The organism is Cognatundibacterium aquatile (assembly GCF_014699135.1).
Taxonomy (GTDB): domain Bacteria; phylum Pseudomonadota; class Gammaproteobacteria; order Burkholderiales; family Burkholderiaceae_D; genus Undibacterium; species Undibacterium aquatile.
This window is the reverse complement of record NZ_JACOFT010000003.1, coordinates 389,993-415,015: the sequence shown is the minus strand read 5'-3', so window position 1 is coordinate 415,015 and position 25,023 is coordinate 389,993. Positions and strand designations below refer to the sequence as shown.

Below are 25,023 nucleotides of genomic sequence, written 5' to 3'. Positions count from 1 at the left end.
AACGCAGCATGACAGCGCCCCCCTCCGGTTCAATCGTATCGCATGAAGAAATAAACTATACGAGGTGAATGTGATGGCCGGACAGAACAGAAGCTGATCATGATAGCCAGACTGCTCAAGAAAATACCTGTCGCTGATACGACATCATCAGCGCCAGCATCACTGCCCTCGCACGCCATCAACAAACCGGAAAATACAAGGCCAGGCAGTTTGCTGCAACCGTATGCAGACAGTATCGTCGCCAGCCTGAATGTGGGGCTCATCATTATCGATGAAGCTCTGCTGGTGTTGAGCGTGAATGATGGCGTCTGCAAAATCCTCGGACTTGATCATGCCAATCAGATGGCAGGCCAGCATTTGCGCACACTGTTACCGGCTCTTGAATCTCCACAGGTGTTACATCCGTTTCTGTCGGGTAAAACAGGAAAACGCTATCTGAGTATTCCTCACGAAAAAAGCCAGTTGCGCATCACCCTTACAGATATCGTCGGCGACCATGCGCAACAACACTCACTGATCACAATCGAAGACATCACCGAAGAGCACCGCTTACGTGAAGAGACTCTGGCTAATGCCGCCCACCACCGCAATCAGGCATCGCTGCTCGATAAAGCCAGCGACGCGATTATTGTCATTGGTATCAATCATCATATTTCGTATTGGAATAAGGCGGCAGAAAAGCTATATGGCTGGACGTGCAACGAAGCGCTTGGTAATTCCCCGGAAAATTTATTGTGGGATGATGAAGCAGCGTTTAATGAAGTAACACGTCTAACGATAGAAGACGGTGAATGGCGCGGTGAAATTTCACAGCGACACAAAGATGGCACACCATTCGTTGTGGAAAGCCAGCGCACGCTGGTCAGGGATGAAAACAAGCGGCCAAAATCGATTCTTATTATTAATACCGATATCACCGAGCGCAAAGCGACTGAAGAAAAAATCCGTCATCTGGCTTTATACGACAGCCTGACCAGACTGCCAAACCGCATGCTGTTCATGGACAGGCTGAGGCAAGCGATCAGTAATGCCAGCCGTTATCAACGACGATTGGCGATCCTGTTCCTGGACCTGAACCGCTTTAAAGAAATTAATGATACGCAAGGCCACGATGTTGGTGATCAGGTATTGATACAAGTCGCACAGCGTTTTGAAGCAACGCTACGCGGCGAAAAAACACTGGCGCGGCTGGGTGGTGATGAATTCATCATCGTCACCGAAGTTGAAGATCAGGTTGCCGCAGCGATGATAGCCGAGCGTCTGCAACAGACGCTGCTGGCGCCGCTGCGCCTCGGCAATGATCATTTTTCAGTCGGGGTCAGCATAGGTTTATCGTTTTATCCTGAAGACAGCGACAATGCCGATGACCTGATGAAGTGCGCCGACATTGCCATGTATAAAGCGAAAACGACAGGCGCAGGTTATATCGCTTATCAGGCGAAAATGAGTGCCGACCTGAATGAGCAGATGCACATTGCCAGAAATCTGAATCAGGCAATGAATGCGGATAAATTAGAGTTGTATTACCAACCCAAAATCAATCTGAAGACTGGCGAGATTGACGGCGCGGAAGCCTTGTTGCGCTGGAACGATGCAGAGCGCGGCTGGATCAGCCCGGCGCAATTTATTCCGATTGCAGAAGCGCGCGGCATGATGGCGCAGTTAGGCTTATGGGTACTCGAACGAGCCTGTCGTCAGATTTGTGCGTGGCGAACGGCGGGCTACCATTTTCATGGCCGATTGGCGATCAATCTGTCAGCCCAGCAACTCAGCGACCCGGAACTGGCCGACAAAATCCTGCAAACCGTGCGGAACGCAGGTCTCAGTCCGGCATGCATAGAGCTGGAACTGACAGAAAGCAGCCTGATGCATAACGTAGCGCAGTCTATCGATATCATGAAATCGCTGAAGATAATGGGATTTGCTTTATCGATCGATGATTTTGGCACTGGCTATTCTTCTCTTTCCTATTTAAAATGTTTCCCTGTGGACACATTAAAAATTGATATCTCTTTTATTCGTGACATGCTCAATGAGCATCATGACCATACCATTGTTACCACCATCATTGGTATGGCGCGCAACCTCGGCCTCAAAGCGATCGCCGAAGGAGTAGAAACTCCGGAGCAGGCAACAAGCTTGCTCGAGCTCGATTGCGATCACGCGCAGGGATATTACTTTGGTCGCCCTGAACCTGCGCCAATATTTGCCTCACGTTGGCTGCGATGTTCAACGGACATCGCGTGAACTAAAAAAACGGTCGGGCTTAGTATCCGGCTATCCGTCTCCCCTTTACATTCAGAATAAAATACTATGCGTCTTAACACGCCTGTCACCAATCACGAGTACATACTCAGCGATACTGAAACCATTGTCTCCACTACCGATCTGCAAGGCAACATCACCTACGCCAACCCTTATTTCGTTCAGGTCAGCGGTTATACCGAAGATGAATTAATCGGTCAGCCGCAAAATATTCTGCGCCATCCGGATATGCCAGCCGAAGCATTTGCCGATTTATGGGCCACCATCAAAAGCGGGCAGCCGTGGACCGGCATGGTCAAAAACCGCTGCAAAAACGGTGATTTTTACTGGGTGCTGGCGAATGTTACGCCCGTCGTCGAAAATGGCCGTCCGGTCGGCTACATGTCGGTGCGAACGAAACCGGGACGTGAACTGGTGCAGCAAACCGCGGCCTTGTATAAAGAAATCAAAGCGGGCAATCCACGTAAAGTTAAAATCAGTCGCGGCAGCGTCAAACTGACTGGCATCGCTGGTGTGTGGAATACATTGCGCTATCTGTCACTGCAACAGCGCGCCAACTGGAATCTTGGCTTTCTGATTCTGCTGATGAGTGCCATGCTGGTACAGAATCTGTTTTTTAATTCTGAGCCCTCGGGCTGGCTGACAGCCTTGTCAGCGATTGGCATTGTCACCGCGTTCAATTTCTGGCACGCCTTGCATCGCGCCGTGATCGTGCCTTTGCATCAGGCGCTGAAAGCCAGTCAGATCATGGCGGGCGGTGATCTGACGCAGGAGATAGACAGCCACGGTAAAGACGATATGGGTCAATTGCTGCGCGCCTTGCGCCAGTTAAATATCAATCTGTATTCGATTGTCGGTGATGTGCGCCGCAGCTCAGACCAAACCCGTATCGCCACCAGCGAAATCGCCGCTGGCAATATGGATTTATCGGAACGTACCGAATCGCAGGCCGCGGCACTGGAAGAGACGGCTTCCAGCATGAATCAACTGGCCACGACCGTCGATCACAATACGGCGCACGCGGTACAGGCGAACCAGATGGCAGGCGATGCCTCTCAGGTCGCTGACAAAGGCGGCGCCATCGTGTCACAGGTTGTCTCGACCATGAATGACATTAATACGTCTTCCAAAAAAGTGGTCGATATCATCAGCCTGATTGAGGGTATCGCATTCCAGACAAATATTCTGGCGCTCAATGCGGCCGTTGAAGCGGCGCGCGCAGGCGAACAAGGGCGTGGCTTTGCCGTGGTTGCCACCGAAGTGCGGCATCTGGCACAACGCAGTGCGAACGCTGCAAAAGAAATCAAAGATCTGATTCAGCTTTCCGCCGAAAAAATTGATGCAGGAACGTCATTGGCCGGAGCCGCCGGCGATACCATGCGCGACATCATCAGCTCAGTACAAAATGTCCGCAATGTCATGGGTGAAATTGCTTCGGCATCACGCGAACAGAGTGCCGGTATCGCCAAGGTGAATGCCGCCGTCCGTCACATGGATGATGTGACCATACAAAATGCCGCACTGGTCGAAGAAGCTGCTGCTGCCGCCAACAGTTTGCAGGAGCAAACCATCAAAGTCGTACAGGCCCTGGCGGTGTTTAAGCTGGATAAAAAAATACGCCGCTGACACTTGCGGACGCGGCGTAGTCTGAATGGTCTGCCATCGTTACTGCTAACGATGGCCTGGCTTACTCTTGCTCGTCGGCTTCCGGCTCCATGCCGGTTTGTACGCTCTTGCCCTGTCCCAGCAAGACTGGCGGCACATAGGTCGCCAGCAAATGTTCGCGGCTGGCGGGCGTTTCCAGACTGATACGGCCCAAAGCACCGCTGCGGTAATCGAGCAGCAAGGTATGCGAGGCTTTTTCAAAATCCCAGTCGCCGCCCTTGAGTTTATAACCGCGTTTTTGTGCGATGCCTTCGATCACGGCTACCGCATCCATGCCTTCCAGATTAAAGCCGTAGCGTGTCACTAATGACTTCGGATAATGAATCAGCAATTGCTCGGCGAGGAAAGTGGCGATCTCTTCTTCGATCAGCGCATTGATACCGATCGCATGGCTGGCTGCCAGCATCAGGCCGTCGGTAGGATGTTCGATCTTCGGCCACAACATACCCGGCGTATCGGTCAATATCATGTTTTTACCGAGATACAGGCGTTGCTGCGTCTTGGTCACCGCAGGTTCATCACCGACGTTGGCGACGCGTTTTTTCAGCAAGGCATTCATCAGCGTCGATTTACCGACGTTAGGAATGCCCATGATCATCATGCGCAAAGGCTTGGTCGGCACGCCACGATGCGGCGCGAGCTTCAGTGCAAAACCGGGCACCTTGGCAACGTCTGCCGGTTTTTTGCAGCTCATGGCGACCGCAAACACGTCTTTCTGGGCGTTGTAGTAATCCAGCCAGAATTTAGTGGCATTCGGATCAGCCAGATCGGCTTTGTTTAAAATTTTCAGGCAAGGGCGTTGGCGGAAAACGCGCAGTTGCTCCACCATAGGATTGCAACTCGCCTGCGGAATGCGGGCATCCAGCACTTCTATCACCAGATCGGTGTTTTCCATGGTTTCCGCCGCCTTCTTGCGGGCAGCGTTCATGTGGCCGGGGAACCATTGTATCGACATGCGTATTCTTCTTATCAGCAAAAACAAAGCGATATTGTACGGAACTCTGCCCTGCTCCACGCAGAATCTGCGCAGAAGTTTGTGTTTTGCCCCAATAATCTGCATAAATAGGGGGGTATATGCGATTTTTGCCTTAATCTCTAAGTAAATAAAGGGCTTTAAAATATACTCCCCCCAGTATTTTTTGGCCTTATACGGCTGGAATAACGCTATTCTGAGCCGCTGAGCGCAACCGGTACGCTGATCGCTGTTATGTGGCAATGATGCGGCAATGCGTTGGCGGTTTTTCGTTTATATTGTGATATTGCTGGTCAACATCCGGCTGAACCTGTCTTCATCACATCGCCAGGAAAAATGATGCCGTCCACCACCTCTCTGCTGACACGCATGCTTAAACACCTTGCGGCGTTGCTGTGCGCCGCGCTGCTATCCACCAATATCTATGCCGAGACCATGATGAAAGAGCCTGCGAATTCCAGCGATCGCCAGCTGACAGAAAAAATCATCCGCAATTTATCGCCTTGCTTTCAGACTGTCGGTGTGACGCAGGCAGCGGCCCATGCATTTCCGCAAAGCGCCGCCTTGCCGCCGGACAGTGAACTCATCGTGGTGACTGCGATGCCAACGACCGGCCCGAGAATTTCAGACAGCTACCATTACACACTGGCCGTGCACCAGTCACGCCAGCAAGTATTCATCAAACAGGTCGGCGGTATCGGCGGCCTGCAAAAAGTATTCGGCCCGATACCGGTTGATCGTCTGTGCCAACAGGAAGGCAGCGGCGAAAAGTAAATGTCTGCGTCTTTTTCTGTGCTCTTGTAACATAAGCGCACTCTGCATCAGGTGGAAAAACTGTCAGCAGTACGTCCGCCGCAATACCCTGAAAACAAACGCTGTGATGATCTGACTTTGTTGCCAGAGCATCGCCCGAATTTTGGATTTTTTATGCCCTCAACATCACCAAGCAAGCCATCCGGTTTACCCAGACTACCGGCACGTTATGCCGGCATCGTCATGCCCTTCTTTTTGTCTGTCATCATGACCTGCATCGTCTCTGCCATCAGCACTTTGCGCAGCGTCGGTCTGGCGAATAATTTCGTCGCGATGTGGATGGGTTCATGGGGAATTTCATGGCTCGTTGCCTTTCCCGTCTTGCTGCTGATTCTGCCCGTGGTCAGAAAAATGACGGCGATGGTGGTCGCGCCACATCCTTGATGCAGAGGCGCGCTGGCTATAAATTTGCCGGGAAATATCGTTGAACTCAATGCATAGTTCAACTCATCAAAGAGTGAAATAAAAAAACGCCCATGTCTGAATCACATGGGCGTTTTTTGTATCAATCTCATCGGCTGGCATCGTGACGATGCGCAGCCGTGTTGTTTTACTTCGCTGTAATCGTGACTGGCACCGATGCCTGTGCCGTGCGTCCGGCGGAATCGGTCACCACGACTTTCAGGGTATAGCTGCCGGTAACTGGCGCTGGCCAGCTGGCGGTGATCGCCAGACTACTGCTCATGGAAAAACTCATCCCCAGAGGCACGCCGGAAATCGATATCGATACCCAGCTGACGCCCGGATCAGAAATACTGATCTGCCCTGTCAGCGCTTTACCTGCCACACCGGTCATCGCTGGAGCCGTAATCACAGGACCACTGACTACCGCTGCCGACACAACAATGGTGTATACCGCCTGACCGCTGAGTCCTGTTTTGCTGTCCTTGGCGATCGCAGTCACGTTATATGTACCGACTACTGGCGCTGCCCAGCTGACGACACCGCTGGTGCTGACCGCCATACCGGCCGGTGCGCCACTGAGGCTATACGTCACAGGGTTAGCAGCAGTCAGCACGACAGAGAATGACAACGGTGTGCCTGCTTTCGCACTGATCGTGCCGCCCGTCACCACCGGTGCCTTCGCCGCAGCAATCGTGATGTTGTAAACCGCTTTGCCACTCAGCGCTGTTTTGCTATCGGTTGCAGTGACCGTCACCGCATAGGTTCCCGCGACAGGTGTCGTCCATGTCACGACGCCTGTGCTGGCAATCGTCATACCCGACGGTGCACCGCTCAGCGCATACGTCAGCGGATTTGTTGCCGTTGCCGAAACAGTGAAAGTCAATGCTGTACCAACCTGCCCGCTGATCGCAGCGCCAGTCACCACCGGTGCAGTCGGCGCGATTGCAGTTCCTGTCAGCGTGCTGATCAGATTACCGATGTTCGGCGTCCCCAGACCCGTCAGTTGATCGTAACCCGTCTTCGCGTAGCAGCTGGCACAGGTTCCGTCTGAGCCTTTGGTAATGTCAGCAAACGTGCTGGCATACGTTCCCGGCACGGTAGAAATCTGACCATACAACAGGCTGTGTGGCTGGCCCAGCGGGGCTTTTGCCAGTTGCGCGCGGGTCGCATTTGCCACCGCGACGATACCCGCCCATTGTGGCGTCGATAAGCTGGTGCCACCGGCGCTGATCCAGTTGACCGTTGCGCTACCTGGGTTGATGACAGCCACATACTGACCAGTCGATGGGTCCGCATTGAACGCTACGTCGGCGACAGTGCGACGGGCAAGCGTGCCCATGCCGGGAACGCTGCTGTTCTGATAAGCCGGCAAAGCCGTGTAGGCGCTAGTGCCGCCACCAGTACCTGACCAGCCGCTTTCAACCCGCGCGCCGCTGCCGGAATACGTCAGTGAAGTGCCGCCAACCGCCACCACATAAGGCGAAACCGAAGGCCAGCTGACGGCAGCACCGGAATCACCGGTCGCTGCCAGATACGTCATTTTGGCGGCACTGAAAGCAGCATCGACCGACGCTGTCCAGTTACCTTCTGCCGCGCCGAAACTCATCGACACCACGCCCGGCCCCATCGCGTTCGCCAGTTTGACCGCACCGAGTAAGCTATTCAGCGAAGCATCGGCGGCCTCGATCAGAACGATGCGTGCCAGCGGTGCAGTTGCATGCGCCCACTGCACATCGAGTGTGATCTCAGTCGCCCAGCCAGAGTTGTATGCTGGAGCAGTGCCAGTCAGTGTACCGCTTGCGGTGTTGTAGGCAAGCACTAATTCACAAGCGTTGGTCGCCGGTGCTGCCAACGGCAAGGCGCTGGTGGCCGCCAGAGTTTTCGCAGTACAACCAGGCAAACCGAATTTTTGATTAAACGCCGCCAGTTCGGCGGCAACATTCGGATCGTGATACGCATCGACGATATAAATCGTTTGTCCTGCGCCAAGTTGCGCGGCCTGTGCGGCTGTCAGCCCGGTCATGCTTGCAGGCAGAGCTGCAAGACCGTATGCCGCACGGATTTGCGCCGGCGTATAAGTCGATACCACGCTGGACGTGGCTTGCGGTTGTATCACGCTGTTACCCGGTAAAGAGCGCACACGTGCCCCCTGCGCGCCCTGTTGCGCCTGCACTTCCTGCATCGCAGTCACGGTCAGGCCACGATCGGATAATTGCTGAAATTCTTCCGGTATCGCCTGTTGACGCGGCCCCATCAGTGCCGACGCGCTGCTGTTCAACGCATCGATATCGGTTGGCGTATCGAGCAACACAGGGGCAACGTGAAATGTCGGTTGTGCTATCTGCGACGCTGCCGTTTCCGGCAATTGGACAACATCCGCACTGAGTGTCGTGGTCGCAGTCGCAATCGCGGCAGGTGCCTGATTCAGCGACGCATTATCAGAATTACTGCCACAGGCACTCAGCAAGGCAAGCAGACTGGCAGTAAGAATCCGGGGGACAGGTTTGGTGACAGGCATGGGCTCAGCTCTCTGTTGTTAGCGAGGGCCACGCGAAATACCTGATGACATCACAGGATAGTCAGCAACCCCGCTACCGTGGCGCGTCAGCGCTGTAGGCCGGAGGCTTTGCGTCTCTGCCTTTCGACAGATTTGCCCTCAGAATCGTCGCACCGCAAATGCGATACGAATACATACGAATAAAGTAAACGATGCTGAGTGTAAGGAGTATGCCGGCGGAATAACAGCGTACAAATGTTAAAGAAGTTTGAAACGATATCGTCATTGACATCATTTTGTCGCCAACCTGCAACGAAACCAATTTGCAGATAACAGCACGGGCACAACGCCATTCAGAAAGCCACCGGCGTTTTTTATCAGTTACTGAAAAACTGCCGGAAAAACTATCTTTTTAAAGAAAAAAGGGGAGTATCTGCCGTTTTTGCTCAATTGTCCTTACAAACAAAGGGCTTTGCAGAATACTCCCCCCAGTATTTAAAGAGGCAAAACAGCAGAAAAACGATGGCTTGCCGTCATTTATTCAAGATCAGCAAGAACTTTCAAATGCGCAGTCACGCTGCGGGCGAGCGCCGAGAGGTTGTAGCCGCCTTCCAGACAACTGACGATGCGGCCTTTGGAATAGTCTTTCGCGACCGCCATCACCTGCCTGGTCAGCCAGGCGAAATCGGCTTCCGTCAGCCCCAGTTGCCCCATATCGTCTTCGCGGTGCGCATCAAACCCGGCCGAGATAAAAATCATTTCCGGCTGAAATGCGCGCAAGGCTGGCAACCATTTTTCAGTGACCAGCGTGCGGATCACATCGCCATAGCTGTGCGCCGGGACGGGCACGTTGACCATATTACTGGCCGGTTCGCTATCGCCGGAATACGGATAAAAAGGATGCTGAAAAAAACTCACCATCAGCACTTGCGGGTCATCACGGAAAATATCTTCGGTGCCATTGCCGTGATGCACGTCGAAATCAACGATGGCAACACGCTGCAAGCCGCGCACATCGAGCGCATGACGGGCAGCAATCGCGACGTTGTTAAACATACAGAATCCCATCGATTCTTTGCGGCTGGCATGATGTCCCGGTGGCCGTACCGCGCAAAAAGCATTTTCGATTTCGGCATCGATCACCGCATCAGTTGCGGCGATCGCCGCCCCTGCCGCGCGCAGACAGGCACGCCAGGTGTAGCTATTTAAAGCAGTGTCGGCATCGAGTGGAAAGTGATCGTATTCGGAATGTTCGGACGGACAATTTTCGCGTATCCGGTAAATCGCGTCCGCTGTGTGCACCCGCGCTAAGTCACTTTCTTCTGCCGACGGCGCATCGCGGTGATCCAGCAAGGTGCTGATGCGGCTGGCGATCAGTTGGTCTTCTATCGCCTGCAAACGTTCTGGTGATTCCGGATGCCATGATCCCATTTCATGGCGTTTGCAATCTGCATGGGTGTAATACGCGGTTGTCATGTCTCGGATTTTTGTAGATTTAGCTATCAGTTTCACCTTATTTAGCGGCTTTTGCAAATGCGCCTGTCCGGCCAGTGCAGGGATTACAACAAGCCGGTTTAATTCGGCTACACTGTGCGCTGATTTTTACGCGAGGAAATACATGTTTTCCCAATTGCATAAAGTTGCAAAACAAGTCAATAACGTCATTATCGGTAAAGAGCTGCAAATCCGTCAGGCGCTGGCCTGTTTGCTCGCTGGCGGTCATTTGTTAATCGAAGATTTGCCCGGCGTTGGTAAAACTACACTCGCGCACGCTCTCGCGATTTCGCTGGGTCTGAAATTTAACCGTCTGCAATTCACCAGCGATTTACTACCCGCCGATGTCATTGGTGTGTCGATTTTTGACCGCGAAAAAAATCAGTTTATTTTTCACCCCGGCCCGGTATTCACTCAGGTCTTGCTGGCCGATGAAATTAACCGCGCCACACCAAAAACACAGTCTTCCCTGCTCGAAGCGATGGAAGAGCATCAGGTCTCAGCCGAAGGCCAGACGCGCAAACTGCCTGCCCCATTTTTCGTGATCGCAACGCAAAATCCTGCGCATCAGGTCGGCACCTTTCCGTTACCGGAATCACAGCTGGACCGTTTTCTGATGTGTCTGTCACTCGGTTATCCGGATGCGGCGGCAGAACGTGCGCTGTTATTAGGTGAAGACCGTCGCGCTTTGCTGTCAAAGCTGCCAGCATTGATGCAGGCCAGCGAGTTATTGCAGGCGCAGCAGCAGCTCAAACAAATACACACCTCGCCGTCGTTGGTTGATTTTGTGCAGGCGCTGGCACAGGCTACCCGCCAGGGCGATGTCTTTGCCGAAGGCATGAGCCCGCGCGCATCGCTCGCCTTGTTGCAGGCGGCGCGTGCCTGGGCGGCACTTGAGGGGCGTGATCATGTACTGCCGGAAGACGTGCAGGCCATCATGATTCCGGTGATTGCTCATCGCCTGCGCCCGCTTAAATCAGTCAATGGTAAAGCCAGCGCCAGCGCAGATTTACTGGCGCAAGTGATCAAGCGCGTTGCCGTCTGATGTGTACTGAACCGGGAACCGGATGCAATGCTGACCGCTTTATCTGAACGCTGGAAAGCCCGCCTGCACAAGATCATTTTTCTTGAGCATCAACCTGAGAGTGGTGAAGTTTTTCTGAAACAACGCCGCGTCTTCACGTTGCCAAGCAAGGCAGGCTGGATGTTTTTGCTGATGCTGCTGATCTTGTTTATTTCTGCGACTAATTACAGTCTCAGCCTCGGTTTTGCATTGACGTTTGTGCTCGGCAGCGTCGCGCTGGTGAATGTTTTCTTTTGCTTCAGAAATCTCGCCTACCTGCATCTCGATACCGGCCCGGCGCAAGCCGTGTTTGCTGGCGAAGAAACGCACTTCACCATTTTTCTGATCAATCGGCGCAAATATCAGCGCTACGCGATCTGGATCGGCTTCAACGAAAAAAATGCACCGGAAAAAGCGGTGGATATTGCCCCGGACAGCCGAACCAGCATACACCTGAACTATCCGACGCGCAGCCGCGGCTGGCAGGCGATTCCACGGGTGCGCCTGCAAACCTGGTTCCCACTTGGCTTGTTACGCGCCTGGAGCACCTGGCTGCCAGACGCACGGGCGCTGGTGTATCCGGAGCCGGAAGAACATGCGCCGCCGCTACCGACTTCTGGCGCACCATCGAATGAACTAGAAGGCCAGGGTGGCAACGAGGATTTCTCAGGCGTGCGGGCGTATCAGCCGGGCGACGCACTCAAACATCTGGCGTGGAAACAAATCGCCCGCGTCGATCCTGCGCTCGGCGGGCAACTGGTGACCAAACAATTCACCGGTGGTGCTGGCAACGATATTTTGCTGGATTTTTCTGCCCTGCCAAGAACGATGAATCTGGAACTCAAACTCTCGCGCATGACCCGATGGGTGCTGGAAGCAGATCAGGCCGGGTTGCAGTACGGTTTTAAGCTCGGGCAGGAAGATTACGCCCCGGCGCAGGGACCGGCACATCGCGATGCGTGCCTGCGCGCCTTAGCGCTTTACGAATTGTGATCAGGTGACTATGCGCCGGCCTTTTTCCATGCCCGTTTTCAGTCGCGATAAAGCAGATACACTGCTGTTAATCATCGCCTGCCTGAGTGTATTGCTGCCGCATTTTTCGCATCTGGGAACATGGGTCAGTGTCAGTTGCGTTGGGCTGCTAATGTGGCGTGGCTGGCTGACGCTGACAGGTCGCCGCCTGCCTCCAGGATGGATACTGATTCCGGTGTCGGCGCTGATGATGCTGGGCGTCTATCTGAATCATAAAACCTTCTTTGGACGTGAGGCTGGCGTCACCATGCTGGTGCTGCTGCTGACCTGTAAATTATTAGAGATGCACGCAAAGCGGGATCTGTTTGTCGTACTTTTTCTGGGTTTCTTTTTACTGCTGACCAGCTTTTTTTATCAGCAAACCATCGCAGCAGCAGTCATGACACTAGTCTCAGTGAGTCTGCTGCTCACAGCACAATTGTCATTCCACTACACCGGTCTTTTCCCATCCCTGAAACAACGCCTGAAATTAGGCTTCGGCATGATGGCACTGGCAATTCCGCTGACCTTGTGTGCGTTCTTTCTTTTCCCCAGAATACAAGGCCCGCTCTGGGGTTTGCCGGGTGATGCACATAGCGGACGCTCAGGCTTATCGGAAACGATGTCACCGGGCGGCATCAGTGATCTGGTGTTGTCAGAAGAGATTGCGTTCAGGGTGAAATTTTCGCAGCCGCTACCGAATAAATCACTGCTGTACTGGCGCGGGATTGTAATGACGGAATTCGATGGCAAAACCTGGTCGCCATCCCGCTTTTTGCAAAAAAATAGCGGCGATATTGCGCAGTACGCTGGAACACCGATCACGCAGGAAATTATCCTGGAACCACAGAGCCAGCGCTGGTTGTTTGCTCTGGATTTACCAGCGGCAGCACCGCAGACAGATGGCAACACTATCGCCACGATCAACCGGCAAATGGAATTGCGCAGCAACGATATCATCAGCCAGCGTCTGCGTTATCAGGTGACGTCTTATCCGCAATATCGTTACCTCGTCGAAAACAATCTGAGAGATTTACACCGGGCATTGGAAATACCTGCCGGTTACAATCCGCGCAGCGCGGCCTTTGCGGACACATTACGGCGTCAATACGGCGATGACAGCGCGCTAATCAACGCCGTATTGCAGTATTTTCGCAAGGAAGCATTTACTTACACGCTGGAACCACCGCTGCTCGGCATCAATAGTATTGACGATTTCTTGTTCAAGAGCAGAGCCGGGTTTTGCGAACCTTATGCGAGTGCGTTTGTGAATCTGATGCGGCTGGCCGGTATTCCGGCAAGAATCGTGACGGGTTATCAGGGTGGAACACTGAATGAAGTCGACGGCTATTTTGAAGTCCGCCAATCTGATGCCCATGCATGGACAGAAGTATGGCTCGAAGGCCAGGGCTGGGTGCGCGTCGACCCGACGGCCGCCGTCGCGCCAGAACGGGTTATGCAAAATCTGAATCAGGCAATTCCCAAACGCGGCTTTGCGGGGCTGATGAATTTTGCCTTGTCCGGCAATTCATGGAGCCAAGCTATGCGCATGCGCCTCGACGCCATCAATAACTCCTGGAATCAGTGGGTACTCAATTACAACCAGCAAACGCAGAAAAACTTTCTCAGTTCCTTAGGCTTTAAAGACATAGACTGGTCGCGCATCAGTTTGCTGTTTTTTATCACGGGCAGCCTCATTATCGGCGCAATTGCCCTGCCGTTGATGCTGAACAGACCTTCGATCCCGGCAATGGATAGAGTATACTTGGCGTTCTGCAAAAAAATGGCAAAGAAAACACCGCCCCGCGCAGTGGATGAAGGGCCATATGCGTATCTGCACAGATTGAAAAAAACATTGCCAGCAAAAGATATTCCCCCGGTGGAAAAATTCCTGCGCACCTATATCAATGCGAAATATGGACAAACCACCGTTCCGGAAAGCCAGCGTATACGCCAACTGAAAATCCTGTTAGCAGCCTGTCGCTAATTTACTGAACAAGCACTTGACATCGACCATTGTGAAATCTATTCAATACCTCGTCCGCAGTTGCTTCTGTGCTGCGATCGTCAGCAGCATCGCTCTGCCCGCATTAAGCGCGACACCTTCAGCAAACAAAACGTCTGCCAAGCACGGTGCTAAGGCGGCCTCTGCGACACCCGTGATGCAAGAAAATGTTCGCTTCAATGAATGGAAAGAAGTCTCCGCATTCATTACGGAAATGGTGGATAAACATCAGTTTGACAAAGCGCAGTTACAAACCGTATTTGAACAAGTGCGCTACGTTGAAAGCGCAAGGCAACTGATGAGACCTGCTCCTGCAGGGAAACCGAAAAACTGGAAAGCCTATCGCGCCCGTTTTGTGGAACCCTACAGGATAGAGGCAGGCGTCGCATTCTGGAATAAATATGCAGATGCGCTGGAGCGCGCACGCCAGCAATACGGTGTACCACCAGAGATCATCGTCGGTCTGATCGGTGTGGAAACCATTTTTGGAAAAAATACCGGAAAATTCCGGGTCATGGATGCGCTGACAACACTGGCCTTTGACTATCCGGACACGCCGACCAGAGATGCCCGCATGCAGTTCTTCCGCAATGAGCTGGAAAACATGCTGCTGATGGCAAGAGAATCTGGCGTCGACCCCTTTGCATTTAAAGGCTCTTACGCAGGTGCGATAGGCTGGCCGCAATTCATGCCAGGCAGCATACGTAAATTTGCGGTCGATTTTGACGGCGATGGCAGCATCAATCTGACCGATTCCCCCGTCGATGCCATCGGCAGCGTCGCTCACTACCTGGCGATGCATGGCTGGAAAAGAAATCTCCCGGTCACCTTCCCGGCTACCCTGATTTCAAGCGAAGCAAACCCGGCGTTATTACAGACAGCGCTGAGCCAGGGATTGCGTGCCAGCTATTCTCTGGCGGAATTAAAAACCTTTATCAGCACGGCAAGCAGTGATGCACCGAGCAACATACAGTATGGCGTTATCGACCTGCAGAATGGTGACGAAGCCACCGAATACTGGCTGGCAACTGATAATTTCTTCGCGATTACGCAATATAACCGGAGTTATTTTTATGCCATGTCGGTGTTTGATCTGGGGCGAATCATCAGTGCGGCAAAAGAAAAATAGGTATATGTCAGCTTGAACAAAACTTTTTAACAATATGTTTCGTTTTCACCAATTGATTTAAGGTACTTTTTACCCAATACTATATTCGTAAGTAATTGCTAGCATGCAAAAGACGGAAATAACCATCCATTGCGTGCTTTTTTAAAAACAAGCGTTGCGATTAATTGTAAATTAATCTACAGTGATATTGTCTTATTAATACTAATGCATGTTTGATGCTAAGTGTGAATAGGGATTTAACAATGGTTTGCTATTCTTGCTAAAAGCAAATTCTATTTTAAAGTTACAATGTTACCGTTTGATTAATTCTCATTGAAGCAATTAAATCCAGCATCAATAGACTAGACAGCGAGGTAATTATGGCAAATTTAACCCAGCTTGAATCGGATGAGATCGACTACGATCCCAACAATCTTTTAGATACTCTGATCAAGCAATTGCATTTGAAAAATGACGCAGCACTCTCAAGAGCGTTAGAAGTTGCACCACCGGTCATCAGCAAAATCAGACATCGTCGTCTGCCTGTAGGCGCTTCGTTGTTGATCCGCATGCATGAAATCAGCGATATCAGCATCAAAGAATTACGCGAACTGATGGGTGACCGTCGTGCGAAATTCCGCATCAGCGACAAGCAATTCAAGCCAAAAGACGCAGCTTAAATGCTTTCCGGCCAATCCCCGGCGACAGATAAAGCAAAATACCGAAACTACTTGTGAGAGTAATTTCGGTATTTTTTTTGGGGTGTGACAAAATTAACCGAGCGTATCTGCACCCAGACTTGCCGGAGACTCAGGCCGGGAAGACACCAGTCGATAAATAGCGATCGCCGCGGTCACATACGATAAACACGATTGTTGCGTTTTCTACTGTCTCCGCAATTCTCAGTGCAATTTCACAGGCACCCGCCGCTGAAATACCGCAAAAAATTCCCTCTTCCGCAGCGAGTCTGCGTGCCATGTGCTCGGCATCCCCCTGGCTTACTGATTCCACCTGGTCAACTTTGGCTTTATCGAAAATTTTAGGCATGTACGCTTCCGGCCATTTGCGAATGCCGGGGATTTGCGAACCCTCTTCTGGTTGTGCGCCAATAATCTGAATCTGCGGATTTTGCTGCTTCAGATAAGCAGAAACTCCCATGATCGTTCCGGTCGTCCCCATTGCGCTGACAAAATGAGTGACTTTTCCCTTTGTATCCCGCCAGATTTCCGGTCCGGTACCTTCAACATGCGCAAGAGGATTATCCGGATTCGCGAACTGATCCAGAATCAAACCCTTGCCTTCTTTTTGCATTTGTTCGGCCAGATCCCGCGCATACTCCATGCCGCCGGTTTTTGGTGTCAGTATGATCTCGGCACCGTATGCAGCCATACTCTGACGACGCTCGATACTCAGATTTTCCGGCATCAGTAAAATCATTTTGTAACCACGCATGGCGGCTACCATCGCCAGTGCAATACCAGTATTGCCACTGGTCGCCTCAATCAGGGTGTCACCAGGTTTCAGTTGGCCCCGCTCTTCAGCGCGCCTGATCATCATTAATGCGGGTCTGTCTTTGACTGAGCCAGCTGGATTATTACCCTCCAGTTTGCCTAATATAATGTTGTTGCGACGCCGATTTTCCTCACCCGGTATTCTTTGTAAACGTACTAAAGGGGTGTTACCAATCGTGTCTTCAATAGTCAGGTAAGACATAGTTATCAATAGTCGTGAAACACAAGCTTATTCTAAACGCACTTGAATTCTGCCGCATGGCGCTTATTGCGGCGTGTCAGATCAGAAAACAGCGCTATCTCACTGTTTTCACAGGTAAATATCGCAGCTGACAGCATTCAGAAACAGATATATTCCTTATACATAATTCGCATAAGCTAATAAAAAAGCCTCCGATGATTCAAAATCGGAGGCTTTTACGTAAAACACAGGCGATGACGGTGAAGATCGAGACCTGAAAATAAGACTATTTAATCAGATTATTTTGCTTTGCCTTCTTTAGCACTGGCGGCCGCTTTCTCAGCAGCATCCGCTTTTTCTGCTTTCGCTGCTTTTTTCTCTGCTTTTGATGCTTTTACTGGTTTTTCCGGTGTTTTTTCTGTCGCCTTATCATCGGCTTTTGTTGCTTTAGCAGGTACATCCGCAGGCTTAGCATCCGCTTTAGGGTCTTTTGCTGCTTTTGCAGGTTTGCTTGCTGACTTGTCTGCAGCAGCTGGTTTAGCTGGTGCGCCTGGCTTTGCCTGCCCATTCACGGTCAGCCCAGCTTCGGACAGCTTGGTAGAATTTTTATCGCCAATTCCCTTCACACGTGCTTCGAAATCAGCCCAGTCTTTGAAACTGCCATTTTTTGTGCGCTCTTCGATTATCGCCTTGGATTTGGCAGGACCTATGCCTTTAATTCCATCCAGAGCAGCCTGATCGCCTTTATTGACATCAACGTCGGCAAACGCAAAACCCATGGTGGCAACCATTGCAGCCACTGCCAATAATAATTTCTTGAACATATGAAGACTCCCCAAAAAGTGATGAACTTTAATGATCATGTTTCATTTTCTAAAATGCCAGAAAACGAAACATGATTATTAACGGTAAAAGCACATAAGGGTTGACTTATTTTCACCAGATTGAGAGAAAACTACACCTTTGAGAATAATTCTTCTTTTGTCACGGTCGCAGTACCCAGTTTGCCAACCACAATTCCACCAGCCCTGTTAGCGATCACTACGGCATCCTGCATACGCATACCATTCGCCATCATCACTGCCATCGTCGCGATGACGGTATCTCCGGCGCCGGAAACATCAAAGACTTCGCGAGCCATTGCAGGCACGTGCGTGACATCTTCTTCGGTAAATAGGGTCATTCCCTCTTCAGAACGCGTCAATAACAAACCTTGCAAATCTAATTTACGCCGTAAATTTTGTGCTTTTTCAGTCAGTTCAGCCTCGTTCGCCCATTCGCCGATAATCAGTTTCAGTTCTGATTTATTCGGCGTTAATAATGTTGCTCCTGCATAGCGGGCGAAATCACTGCCTTTAGGATCTACAAGAACAGGCTTACCAGCGTCCTTTGCGGCTTGTATCATCGCCTTCACATTCATCAGACCGCCTTTGGCATAATCGGAAAAAATGACGACGTCATACGCACTCAGCAAGGCATTGAAACGATTCAGTTTGTCTCTGAGAACAATTTCTGTCGGCTTTTCCTCAAAATCAATACGTATCAGTTGTTGCTGGCGACCGATCACACGTAATTTGATGATCGTTGATATTTGTTTGTCGCGGCTGAGGTAACTGGAAATACCGGCTTTTTTCAACAGATTTTCAATACTGTTGCCCGCCTCATCATCACCGATGATGCCCATCAGTCCTGCGTTCACGCCAAGAGCAACTGCATTTAAAGCCACATTTGCAGCACCACCAAGACGTTCTTCACGACGCTCGACGCGAACGATGGGAACCGGAGCTTCGGGAGATATCCGGTTCACCTCACCAAACCAGTAACGATCGAGCATGACATCGCCAGCGATCAGAATTTGCTTTTTCACTTGCTCACTCATCAAAAACGACCTCACTTACGCGTGAGTACAGAGCGGCCAATGCCGTGATATTCAATACCCAGTTCAGTCATCACCGCGGGTTCAAACAGATTTCTGCCATCAAAAATCACTGCCTGTTTCAAACGCTGCTTAACCTGATCAAAATCAGGGCTACGGAAAGCCTTCCATTCCGTAACGATCGCCAGGGCATCTGCACCATTCAGCGCATCCATAGGGTTTTCAGCGTAACGGATCGACGCGAGTAATTCCGGTGCGTCATAAAAATCAAGTTCAAACACGCGTTTAGCTTCTTCCATAGAAACCGGATCATAAACAGCCACCGTCGCGCCATTGCGCAGCAATTCGCCGATTAACACGCGCGATGAGGCAGCACGCATATCATCCGTGTTTGGCTTAAATGCGAGACCCCAGATTGCAAAATGTTTACCAACAATCTGATTGTCAAAGCGCTGCATAATCTTGGCACCAAGAATTTGCTTCTGGCGCGCATTCACTTCTTCAACCGCCTGCAAAATCAACAGGTTCAGACCATAGTCCTGCGCGGTACGTTCCAGTGCCTGTACGTCTTTTGGAAAGCAAGATCCGCCATAACCACAGCCCGCATATAAAAAACTATGGCCGATACGGGGGTCAGAGCCTATCCCGTGACGTACGGCTTCGATATCAGCACCGACATGATCAGCCAGATTGGCGAGTTCATTCATAAACGAAATACGCGTCGCCAGCATCGCATTTGCTGCATATTTCGTGAATTCAGCAGAACGGACATCCATCCAGTAAGTGCGTTCGCGATTGCGATTAAATGGTGTGTACAACTTTTTCATCATATCGCGCGCTTTTTCACCCTGAGGTGTCGCGTCGCAACCAATCACAATACGATCTGGACGCATAAAATCCTCAACTGCGGCTCCTTCTTTCAGGAACTCAGGATTGGACACAACCGAAAAAGTTGCAGTTGCTGCGCGCGCAGCCAACTCCTCTTGCACAGCAACGCTGACGCGATCAGCGGTACCAACAGGAACGGTCGATTTATCGACAATGACTTTAAAGCCGGTCATGTATTTACCGATATTACGTGCCGCTGCCAGCACATATTGCAAATCAGCGGAGCCGTCTTCATCGGGAGGTGTGCCGACCGCAATGAACTGAATATCGCCATGCGCTACGCTTGCCTCGACATCAGTCGAAAAACGGATGCGTCCAGCCGCGCGGTTACGCGCTACCACTTCTTCCAGTCCCGGTTCATGGATAGGAATTTCCCCATTGTTCAGGATGTCGATTTTGCGCTGATCAACATCAAGACAAAATACATCGTTTCCCAATTCCGCGAGACAGGCACCCGTCACGAGGCCAACATAACCAGTACCAATAATAGTAATTTTCATTTTGCGATCTCAGTCCCAAATAAATAGTGCCGTATTCCTGCGAGAGCCATCGTTCCTTGATACGAACAAGATGCCGCATGCAGAGGAATACAATTAATTCATTACATTTAACTCTTCTGTACGTCGCGGCGGATAAGTCTCCCAGCGACTGCAACCTGGACAATGCCAGTAAAACTGCCTCGTCTTAAAGCCACAATGAGAACACTGATAGCGTGATAATTTCTGCGCATAACCATGTACCAGATTTTTGACCAGCGACAGTTCAGGCCGGAACTCCGGAGAAACCTCAATCAAACGGGCGTCCAGTAATTTTTCCAGCCCGAGCAAAGTTGGTGTTCTGCGTAATTCGTCACTAACCAGTTGATTTGCTGCCGCTACCGTATCAAGATCTATCGTCGCTTTAAAGACCACCTCGAGCAGATCCACTGACGGTGCTTCTTCGAGGTAATTTTTCAACAGATTCAGGCCTTCCTGCGGGCGCTCCAGCTTACGATATGCATCCATCAGGCGTTGCGCAACCAGCGCCACGTGCGGCACACTTTGCTGCTCCACACGCAACCAGGCAGTAACGGCTTTTTCTGTTTCACCTATTGACTGATAGACGTCGCCCATCAATATCACGGCTCGGACACTTAAACGATCTATCGCCAGCGCTTTTTCTAATACGGCAAGCGCTGCCTCAGTATTGCAGCGCGCCAGCTCATCCTGCGCAATTTCACAATAAAACTGCGCGATCTCTTTTTGTCTGCCACCGGCACCTGCTTCTTGCAACGCGTATGCGGCATCGATCGCACGCGCCCATTCTTTTTCACGCTGATATATTTCGAGCAAAGCACGGCGAGCCTGAACTTCAAAAGGTCCGGAAACAAGCTGATTAAATGTTTCCTCAGCACGATCTAATAAGCCTGCTTTTAAGTAATCCTGCCCCAGCTCGAACATTGCCTGCGTCTTTTGATCGGAAGGCAAATCAGGGCGCTGGACAAGGTTTTGATGCACCCGGATAGCTCGCTCGGTTTCACCACGGCGGCGAAATAAATTTCCCAACGCAAAATGCAATTCAACAGCTTCAGGATCAAGACGAACAATATCGATAAACGCATCAATTGCTTTATCGGGCTGTTCGTTGAGTAAAAAATTAAGCCCCTTAAAATAGCCACGCGGCAGGCTGCGCGACTCGGAAAGCAACTGGCGGATATCAACCCGGGCAGCCAGCCAGCCAAGAGTAAAAAACAAGGGGATGCCAAGCAACCACCAAATTTCAAATTCCATTTTTCTTATTTTCTGTAATGTTTTTCAAGATAGTAAGTATCTGCCTGAATGATGTCAGCGAGAGACAAGTTTCGTTCATCTCTGCATTCACATTTCAGGGTAAAGCCGGCACGTGAAGACTAATCGTTCCGGACACTATCTGGTTGTGGTGCCTGCATACTTGCCTGCTCGGCAAGTAGACGCTCTTTCTCAATTTCCGCCAGCGTTTTCTTGTGACGAGAGAGATCACGACGGTGTCTGAACACCATAGGAACCATCGCCAGAGCGCCCAACACGGCACCCGCTACGAAAAAAACCAACAGCATAATCACCAGAGGTGCTGATTGTTGATAACCGAAGAAATACTGAAGCGTGACGATCTGATCATTCTTTAAGGCAAAGCCAAAAAAGATGATGAAAAGTATCGCAGCAAGCAATCTGGAAATATATTTCATGGTTACATCCTAATGAGTAAAAGCGGCATTAACGAACGCTGTTGCTTTACTGTGTCTGCAAAGCGACCATTGTACTGAAAAAAAACGGCATACCGGAAAAACCGATATACCGTTTTTTAATTTGCATCAATCGCGAGGCCCGATGACCCGTCTAGTCATCGTGTATCGGCTGCCCTACCATGGCATCGACACGTTCGCGCAATTCTTTACCCGGTTTGAAATGCGGCACCCGTTTTTCAGGCACCATCACTTTGTCACCAGATTTAGGATTACGACCTATCCGTGGTGGACGACTGTTCAGAGAAAAACTGCCAAAACCTCTGATCTCTATCCGCTGCCCTGTTGCCAGAGCATCGGTCATTGCATCTAAGATGGTTTTGACAGCGACATCCACATCTTTTGCAACCAGTTGTGGATATCGCTCCGCCAGACGAGCTATCAGCTCCGACTTCGTCATATTTATAAAACCTTATGACTGAGATTGAGCTTAGTTTTTGTTGTCGAGTTTAGCTTTCAACAACGCGCCCAGGCTGGTAGTACCAGAAGCTGCATTGGAATCTACAGCAGTAGACATTTTTTGCATTGCTTCTTGTGTTTCAGCGCTGTCTTTTGCTTTGATAGACAACTGGATACCACGTGCTTTACGGTCGATGTTCAACACCAACGCTTCAACACTGTCGCCGACTTTCAGATGTGTACCAGCATCTTCCACGCGGTCGCGGGAGATTTCGGATGCACGCAGATAGCCTTCAACATCGTCAGCCAGTTGGATCACTGCGCCTTTTGGCTCAACAGATTTCACTGTACCAGTAACGATTGCGCCTTTGTCGTTCATTGCGCAGTAGTTATTGAATGGGTCGCCTTCGAGTTGTTTAACACCCAGGGAAACGCGCTCACGTTCAACGTCGATCGCCAGAACGATGGCTTCCAGTTCGTCACCTTTTTTGAAGCGACGTACTGCTTCTTCGCCTGTTTCGTTCCAGGACAGATCAGACAAATGTACCAGACCGTCGATGTTGCCAGACAAACCGATAAATACGCCAAAATCAGTGATGGACTTGATCGCGCCGCGAACTTTGTCACCTTTCTTGTGGTTGATCGCGAAATCATCCCAAGGATTAGCTTTGCACTGTTTCATGCCCAGGCTGATACGACGACGTTCTTCGTCGATTTCCAGAACCATAACTTCAACTTCGTCGCCCAATTGAACAACTTTGTTTGGTGCAACGTTTTTGTTTGTCCAGTCCATTTCGGAAACGTGAACCAGACCTTCGATACCTTGTTCGACTTCAACGAACGCACCGTAGTCGGTCAGGTTAGTTACTTTACCGAACAGACGTGTGTTCGCTGGGTAACGACGGGACAAGCCTGTCCATGGGTCGTCGCCCAATTGTTTTACGCCCAGAGACACACGGTTTTTCTCTTGGTCGAATTTCAATACTTTTGCAGTGATTTCCTGACCAACTGTCAACACCTCGGAAGGGTGACGTACACGACGCCATGCCAGATCCGTGATGTGCAACAAGCCATCGATGCCGCCCAGATCAACGAACGCGCCGTAGTCAGTGATATTTTTAACGATACCAGTAACTACTGTGCCTTCTTTCAGGGTTTCCATCAGTTTTTGACGCTCTTCGCCCATAGACGCTTCAACAACAGCGCGGCGGGACAGCACAACGTTGTTACGCTTGCGGTCGAGCTTGATCACTTTGAATTCCATGGTTTTGCCTTCGTAAGGAGTTGTATCCTTCACTGGGCGTGTATCAACCAAAGAACCTGGCAAGAAAGCGCGGATGCCGTTAGTCAGAACAGTCAGACCACCTTTAACTTTGCCGTTAACTGTACCAGTAACGATCTCGCCAGACTCCAGCGCTTTTTCGAGCGCGAGCCAGGATGCCAGACGTTTTGCTTTATCACGGGACAGGATAGTGTCGCCGAAACCGTTTTCCAGCGAATCAATCGCTACGGAAACGAAATCGCCGATATTAACTTCCAGGTCGCCCTGGTCGTTTTTGAATTCTTCAACAGGGATGAAGGCTTCAGACTTCAAGCCTGCGTTCACGATCACGAAGTTGTGGTCGATACGAACGACTTCAGCAGAAATCACTTCACCGGAACGCATATCCTGACGTGACAGGGACTCTTCGAACAAAGCTGCGAAGCTGTCTGCACCGGTTGCGAAATCTTGGGACATGAATACAGTAGACATAATATTTTTGAGTTAGCCGGAACAGAACAAAGGCGCTGTTTACCGGGTTAGGTTGAACAACCCTTTAATAAACTTGCTTTATCAAAGGGACTTACTCGCACATTCAGCAATCAAACAGTCTTACTATTGAGACGACTTGCTTTCCTGTGCTTCTGCATACCATTCCAGCACCTGATTCACCGCTTGTTCAGCAGTAATTTCTGAGGTATCCAGAATAATTGCACCTGATGCAGGTTTGAGTGGAGCGGCTGCGCGGGTACTGTCTCTCGCATCACGTTCCATCAAATCTTTTACCAAGTCTTCCATATTAGCAGAAATTCCCTTTTCAATCAATTGCTTATATCGACGACTCGCGCGCGCCTCTGCACTTGCTGTCAGGAAAATTTTGAGACTGGCATCGGGGAAAATCACACTACCCATATCACGCCCGTCCGCCACCAGGCCGGGAGCATTGCGGAACGACAATTGCAAGTCCACCAAAGCTTTGCGCACTTCCGGCAGCACCGCTATGCGTGATGCGGCAACGCCTATCGCTTCGGCGCGCACATCGTCAGTCACATCGTCGTCTTCCAGCATGACGTGGCCGTGGACGAAACGACAGGGCAAGGCGCGTGCCAATGCAGCAATGCTGGTTTCATCGTCAAACGAGACATTTTTGCGTTGCACCATCAGAGCAGTTAAGCGGTACAACGCGCCAGAATCGAGATAATGAAAACCCAGATGTTTGGCAACGCGATGGGCGACGGTTCCTTTACCGGAAGCAGTCGGTCCATCAATCGTAATTACGGCATACTTATTTGTCATTTTGGGGGAGTATCCTTCAATTTTGCTCTATTGTCGGCATAAACAAAGGCCG

21 protein-coding genes and 1 riboswitch are annotated in these 25,023 nt (G+C 50.9%); of the genes, 9 read left to right on the top strand and 12 right to left on the bottom strand.

Annotated elements, in window-relative coordinates; translation table 11 throughout:
- Window positions 1-99: 99 nt before the first annotated feature.
- Together H8K26_RS10380 and H8K26_RS10375 are read left to right on the top strand one after the other, a co-directional pair.
- Window positions 100-2,247 (top strand): sensor domain-containing protein, encoded by a 2,148-nt coding sequence (locus H8K26_RS10380; protein WP_190479316.1) that lies wholly within the window; start codon window positions 100-102, stop codon window positions 2,245-2,247.
- A 66-nt stretch (window positions 2,248-2,313) separates the two neighbouring features.
- Window positions 2,314-3,891, top strand: a complete 1,578-nt coding sequence (locus H8K26_RS10375; protein WP_190479313.1) for a methyl-accepting chemotaxis protein — start codon at window positions 2,314-2,316, stop codon at window positions 3,889-3,891.
- A gap of 61 nt (window positions 3,892-3,952) precedes the next feature.
- Here H8K26_RS10375 and ylqF read toward each other — a convergent pair whose 3' ends face one another.
- Window positions 3,953-4,885, bottom strand: coding sequence for a ribosome biogenesis GTPase YlqF (ylqF, locus tag H8K26_RS10370; RefSeq protein ID WP_186883067.1), 933 nt, complete (start codon window positions 4,883-4,885; stop codon window positions 3,953-3,955).
- Between the two features lie 354 nt (window positions 4,886-5,239).
- Between ylqF and H8K26_RS10365 the strand changes: the two genes are divergently transcribed.
- Window positions 5,240-5,677, top strand: a complete 438-nt coding sequence (locus H8K26_RS10365) for a hypothetical protein (protein WP_190479311.1) — start codon at window positions 5,240-5,242, stop codon at window positions 5,675-5,677.
- A 51-nt stretch (window positions 5,678-5,728) separates the two neighbouring features.
- On the top strand, window positions 5,729-6,100 hold the full coding sequence (locus H8K26_RS10360) for a DUF2798 domain-containing protein (RefSeq protein WP_317889266.1): 372 nt from the start codon (window positions 5,729-5,731) through the stop codon (window positions 6,098-6,100).
- A gap of 166 nt (window positions 6,101-6,266) precedes the next feature.
- Here the strand turns inward: H8K26_RS10360 and H8K26_RS10355 are convergent, their stop codons facing one another.
- Both H8K26_RS10355 and H8K26_RS10350 read right to left on the bottom strand, forming a co-directional pair.
- Window positions 6,267-8,639: a S53 family peptidase gene (locus H8K26_RS10355; protein WP_190479309.1), complete on the bottom strand. Its 2,373-nt coding sequence runs from the start codon at window positions 8,637-8,639 to the stop codon at window positions 6,267-6,269.
- A 60-nt stretch (window positions 8,640-8,699) separates the two neighbouring features.
- Window positions 8,700-8,786, bottom strand: a riboswitch (cyclic di-GMP riboswitch).
- Between the two features lie 369 nt (window positions 8,787-9,155).
- A complete protein-coding gene (locus H8K26_RS10350) occupies window positions 9,156-10,094 on the bottom strand; it encodes a histone deacetylase family protein (protein ID WP_190479307.1) in 939 nt (312 codons plus the stop codon).
- A 142-nt stretch (window positions 10,095-10,236) separates the two neighbouring features.
- Here H8K26_RS10350 and H8K26_RS10345 point away from each other — a divergent pair, with 142 nt between their 5' ends.
- The 5 genes from H8K26_RS10345 (at window position 10,237) to H8K26_RS10325 (ending at window position 15,979) form a co-directional block, all read left to right on the top strand.
- On the top strand, window positions 10,237-11,157 hold the full coding sequence (locus H8K26_RS10345; RefSeq protein ID WP_190479305.1) for an AAA family ATPase: 921 nt from the start codon (window positions 10,237-10,239) through the stop codon (window positions 11,155-11,157).
- A 27-nt stretch (window positions 11,158-11,184) separates the two neighbouring features.
- The gene (locus tag H8K26_RS10340) at window positions 11,185-12,168 is read left to right on the top strand and encodes a DUF58 domain-containing protein (RefSeq protein ID WP_190479303.1); all 984 of its coding nucleotides are present in this window, start codon (window positions 11,185-11,187) and stop codon (window positions 12,166-12,168) included.
- A gap of 28 nt (window positions 12,169-12,196) precedes the next feature.
- Entirely contained in the window at window positions 12,197-14,173 is a 1,977-nt protein-coding gene (locus tag H8K26_RS10335; RefSeq protein WP_190479302.1) for a transglutaminase TgpA family protein, read from the top strand.
- 16 nt (window positions 14,174-14,189) lie between these two features.
- Window positions 14,190-15,320, top strand: a complete 1,131-nt coding sequence (gene mltB / locus H8K26_RS10330) for a lytic murein transglycosylase B (RefSeq protein WP_223826960.1) — start codon at window positions 14,190-14,192, stop codon at window positions 15,318-15,320.
- Window positions 15,321-15,679: 359 nt separating this feature from the next.
- Window positions 15,680-15,979, top strand: a complete 300-nt coding sequence (locus H8K26_RS10325) for a hypothetical protein (protein ID WP_186883059.1) — start codon at window positions 15,680-15,682, stop codon at window positions 15,977-15,979.
- A gap of 130 nt (window positions 15,980-16,109) precedes the next feature.
- Here the strand turns inward: H8K26_RS10325 and cysM are convergent, their stop codons facing one another.
- The 9 genes from cysM to cmk all read right to left on the bottom strand — a co-directional run bounded on the left by cysM (window position 16,110) and on the right by cmk (window position 24,971).
- Window positions 16,110-17,012 carry a cysteine synthase CysM gene (cysM, locus tag H8K26_RS10320; RefSeq protein WP_186896820.1) on the bottom strand — a complete coding sequence of 301 codons (903 nt, stop codon included), beginning with the start codon at window positions 17,010-17,012 and terminating at the stop codon, window positions 16,110-16,112.
- 278 nt (window positions 17,013-17,290) lie between these two features.
- A complete protein-coding gene (locus tag H8K26_RS10315) occupies window positions 17,291-17,815 on the bottom strand; it encodes a ComEA family DNA-binding protein (RefSeq protein WP_190479300.1) in 525 nt (174 codons plus the stop codon).
- 131 nt (window positions 17,816-17,946) lie between these two features.
- Window positions 17,947-18,870 carry a D-glycero-beta-D-manno-heptose-7-phosphate kinase gene (gene rfaE1 / locus H8K26_RS10310; RefSeq protein ID WP_190479298.1) on the bottom strand — a complete coding sequence of 308 codons (924 nt, stop codon included), beginning with the start codon at window positions 18,868-18,870 and terminating at the stop codon, window positions 17,947-17,949.
- Window positions 18,871-18,881: 11 nt separating this feature from the next.
- The gene (locus tag H8K26_RS10305) at window positions 18,882-20,255 is read right to left on the bottom strand and encodes a UDP-glucose dehydrogenase family protein (protein ID WP_190479296.1); all 1,374 of its coding nucleotides are present in this window, start codon (window positions 20,253-20,255) and stop codon (window positions 18,882-18,884) included.
- Between the two features lie 93 nt (window positions 20,256-20,348).
- Window positions 20,349-21,524, bottom strand: coding sequence for a lipopolysaccharide assembly protein LapB (gene lapB / locus H8K26_RS10300; RefSeq protein WP_190479295.1), 1,176 nt, complete (start codon window positions 21,522-21,524; stop codon window positions 20,349-20,351).
- Between the two features lie 119 nt (window positions 21,525-21,643).
- The gene (locus tag H8K26_RS10295) at window positions 21,644-21,958 is read right to left on the bottom strand and encodes a LapA family protein (protein ID WP_190479294.1); all 315 of its coding nucleotides are present in this window, start codon (window positions 21,956-21,958) and stop codon (window positions 21,644-21,646) included.
- Between the two features lie 151 nt (window positions 21,959-22,109).
- A complete protein-coding gene (locus tag H8K26_RS10290) occupies window positions 22,110-22,415 on the bottom strand; it encodes an integration host factor subunit beta (protein ID WP_186883052.1) in 306 nt (101 codons plus the stop codon).
- 30 nt (window positions 22,416-22,445) lie between these two features.
- Complete coding sequence (gene rpsA, locus H8K26_RS10285; RefSeq protein WP_186883051.1) at window positions 22,446-24,152, bottom strand: 30S ribosomal protein S1; 1,707 nt, start codon at window positions 24,150-24,152, stop codon at window positions 22,446-22,448.
- A gap of 138 nt (window positions 24,153-24,290) precedes the next feature.
- The gene (cmk, locus tag H8K26_RS10280) at window positions 24,291-24,971 is read right to left on the bottom strand and encodes a (d)CMP kinase (RefSeq protein ID WP_190479293.1); all 681 of its coding nucleotides are present in this window, start codon (window positions 24,969-24,971) and stop codon (window positions 24,291-24,293) included.
- Between the last annotated feature and the right edge of the window lie 52 nt (window positions 24,972-25,023).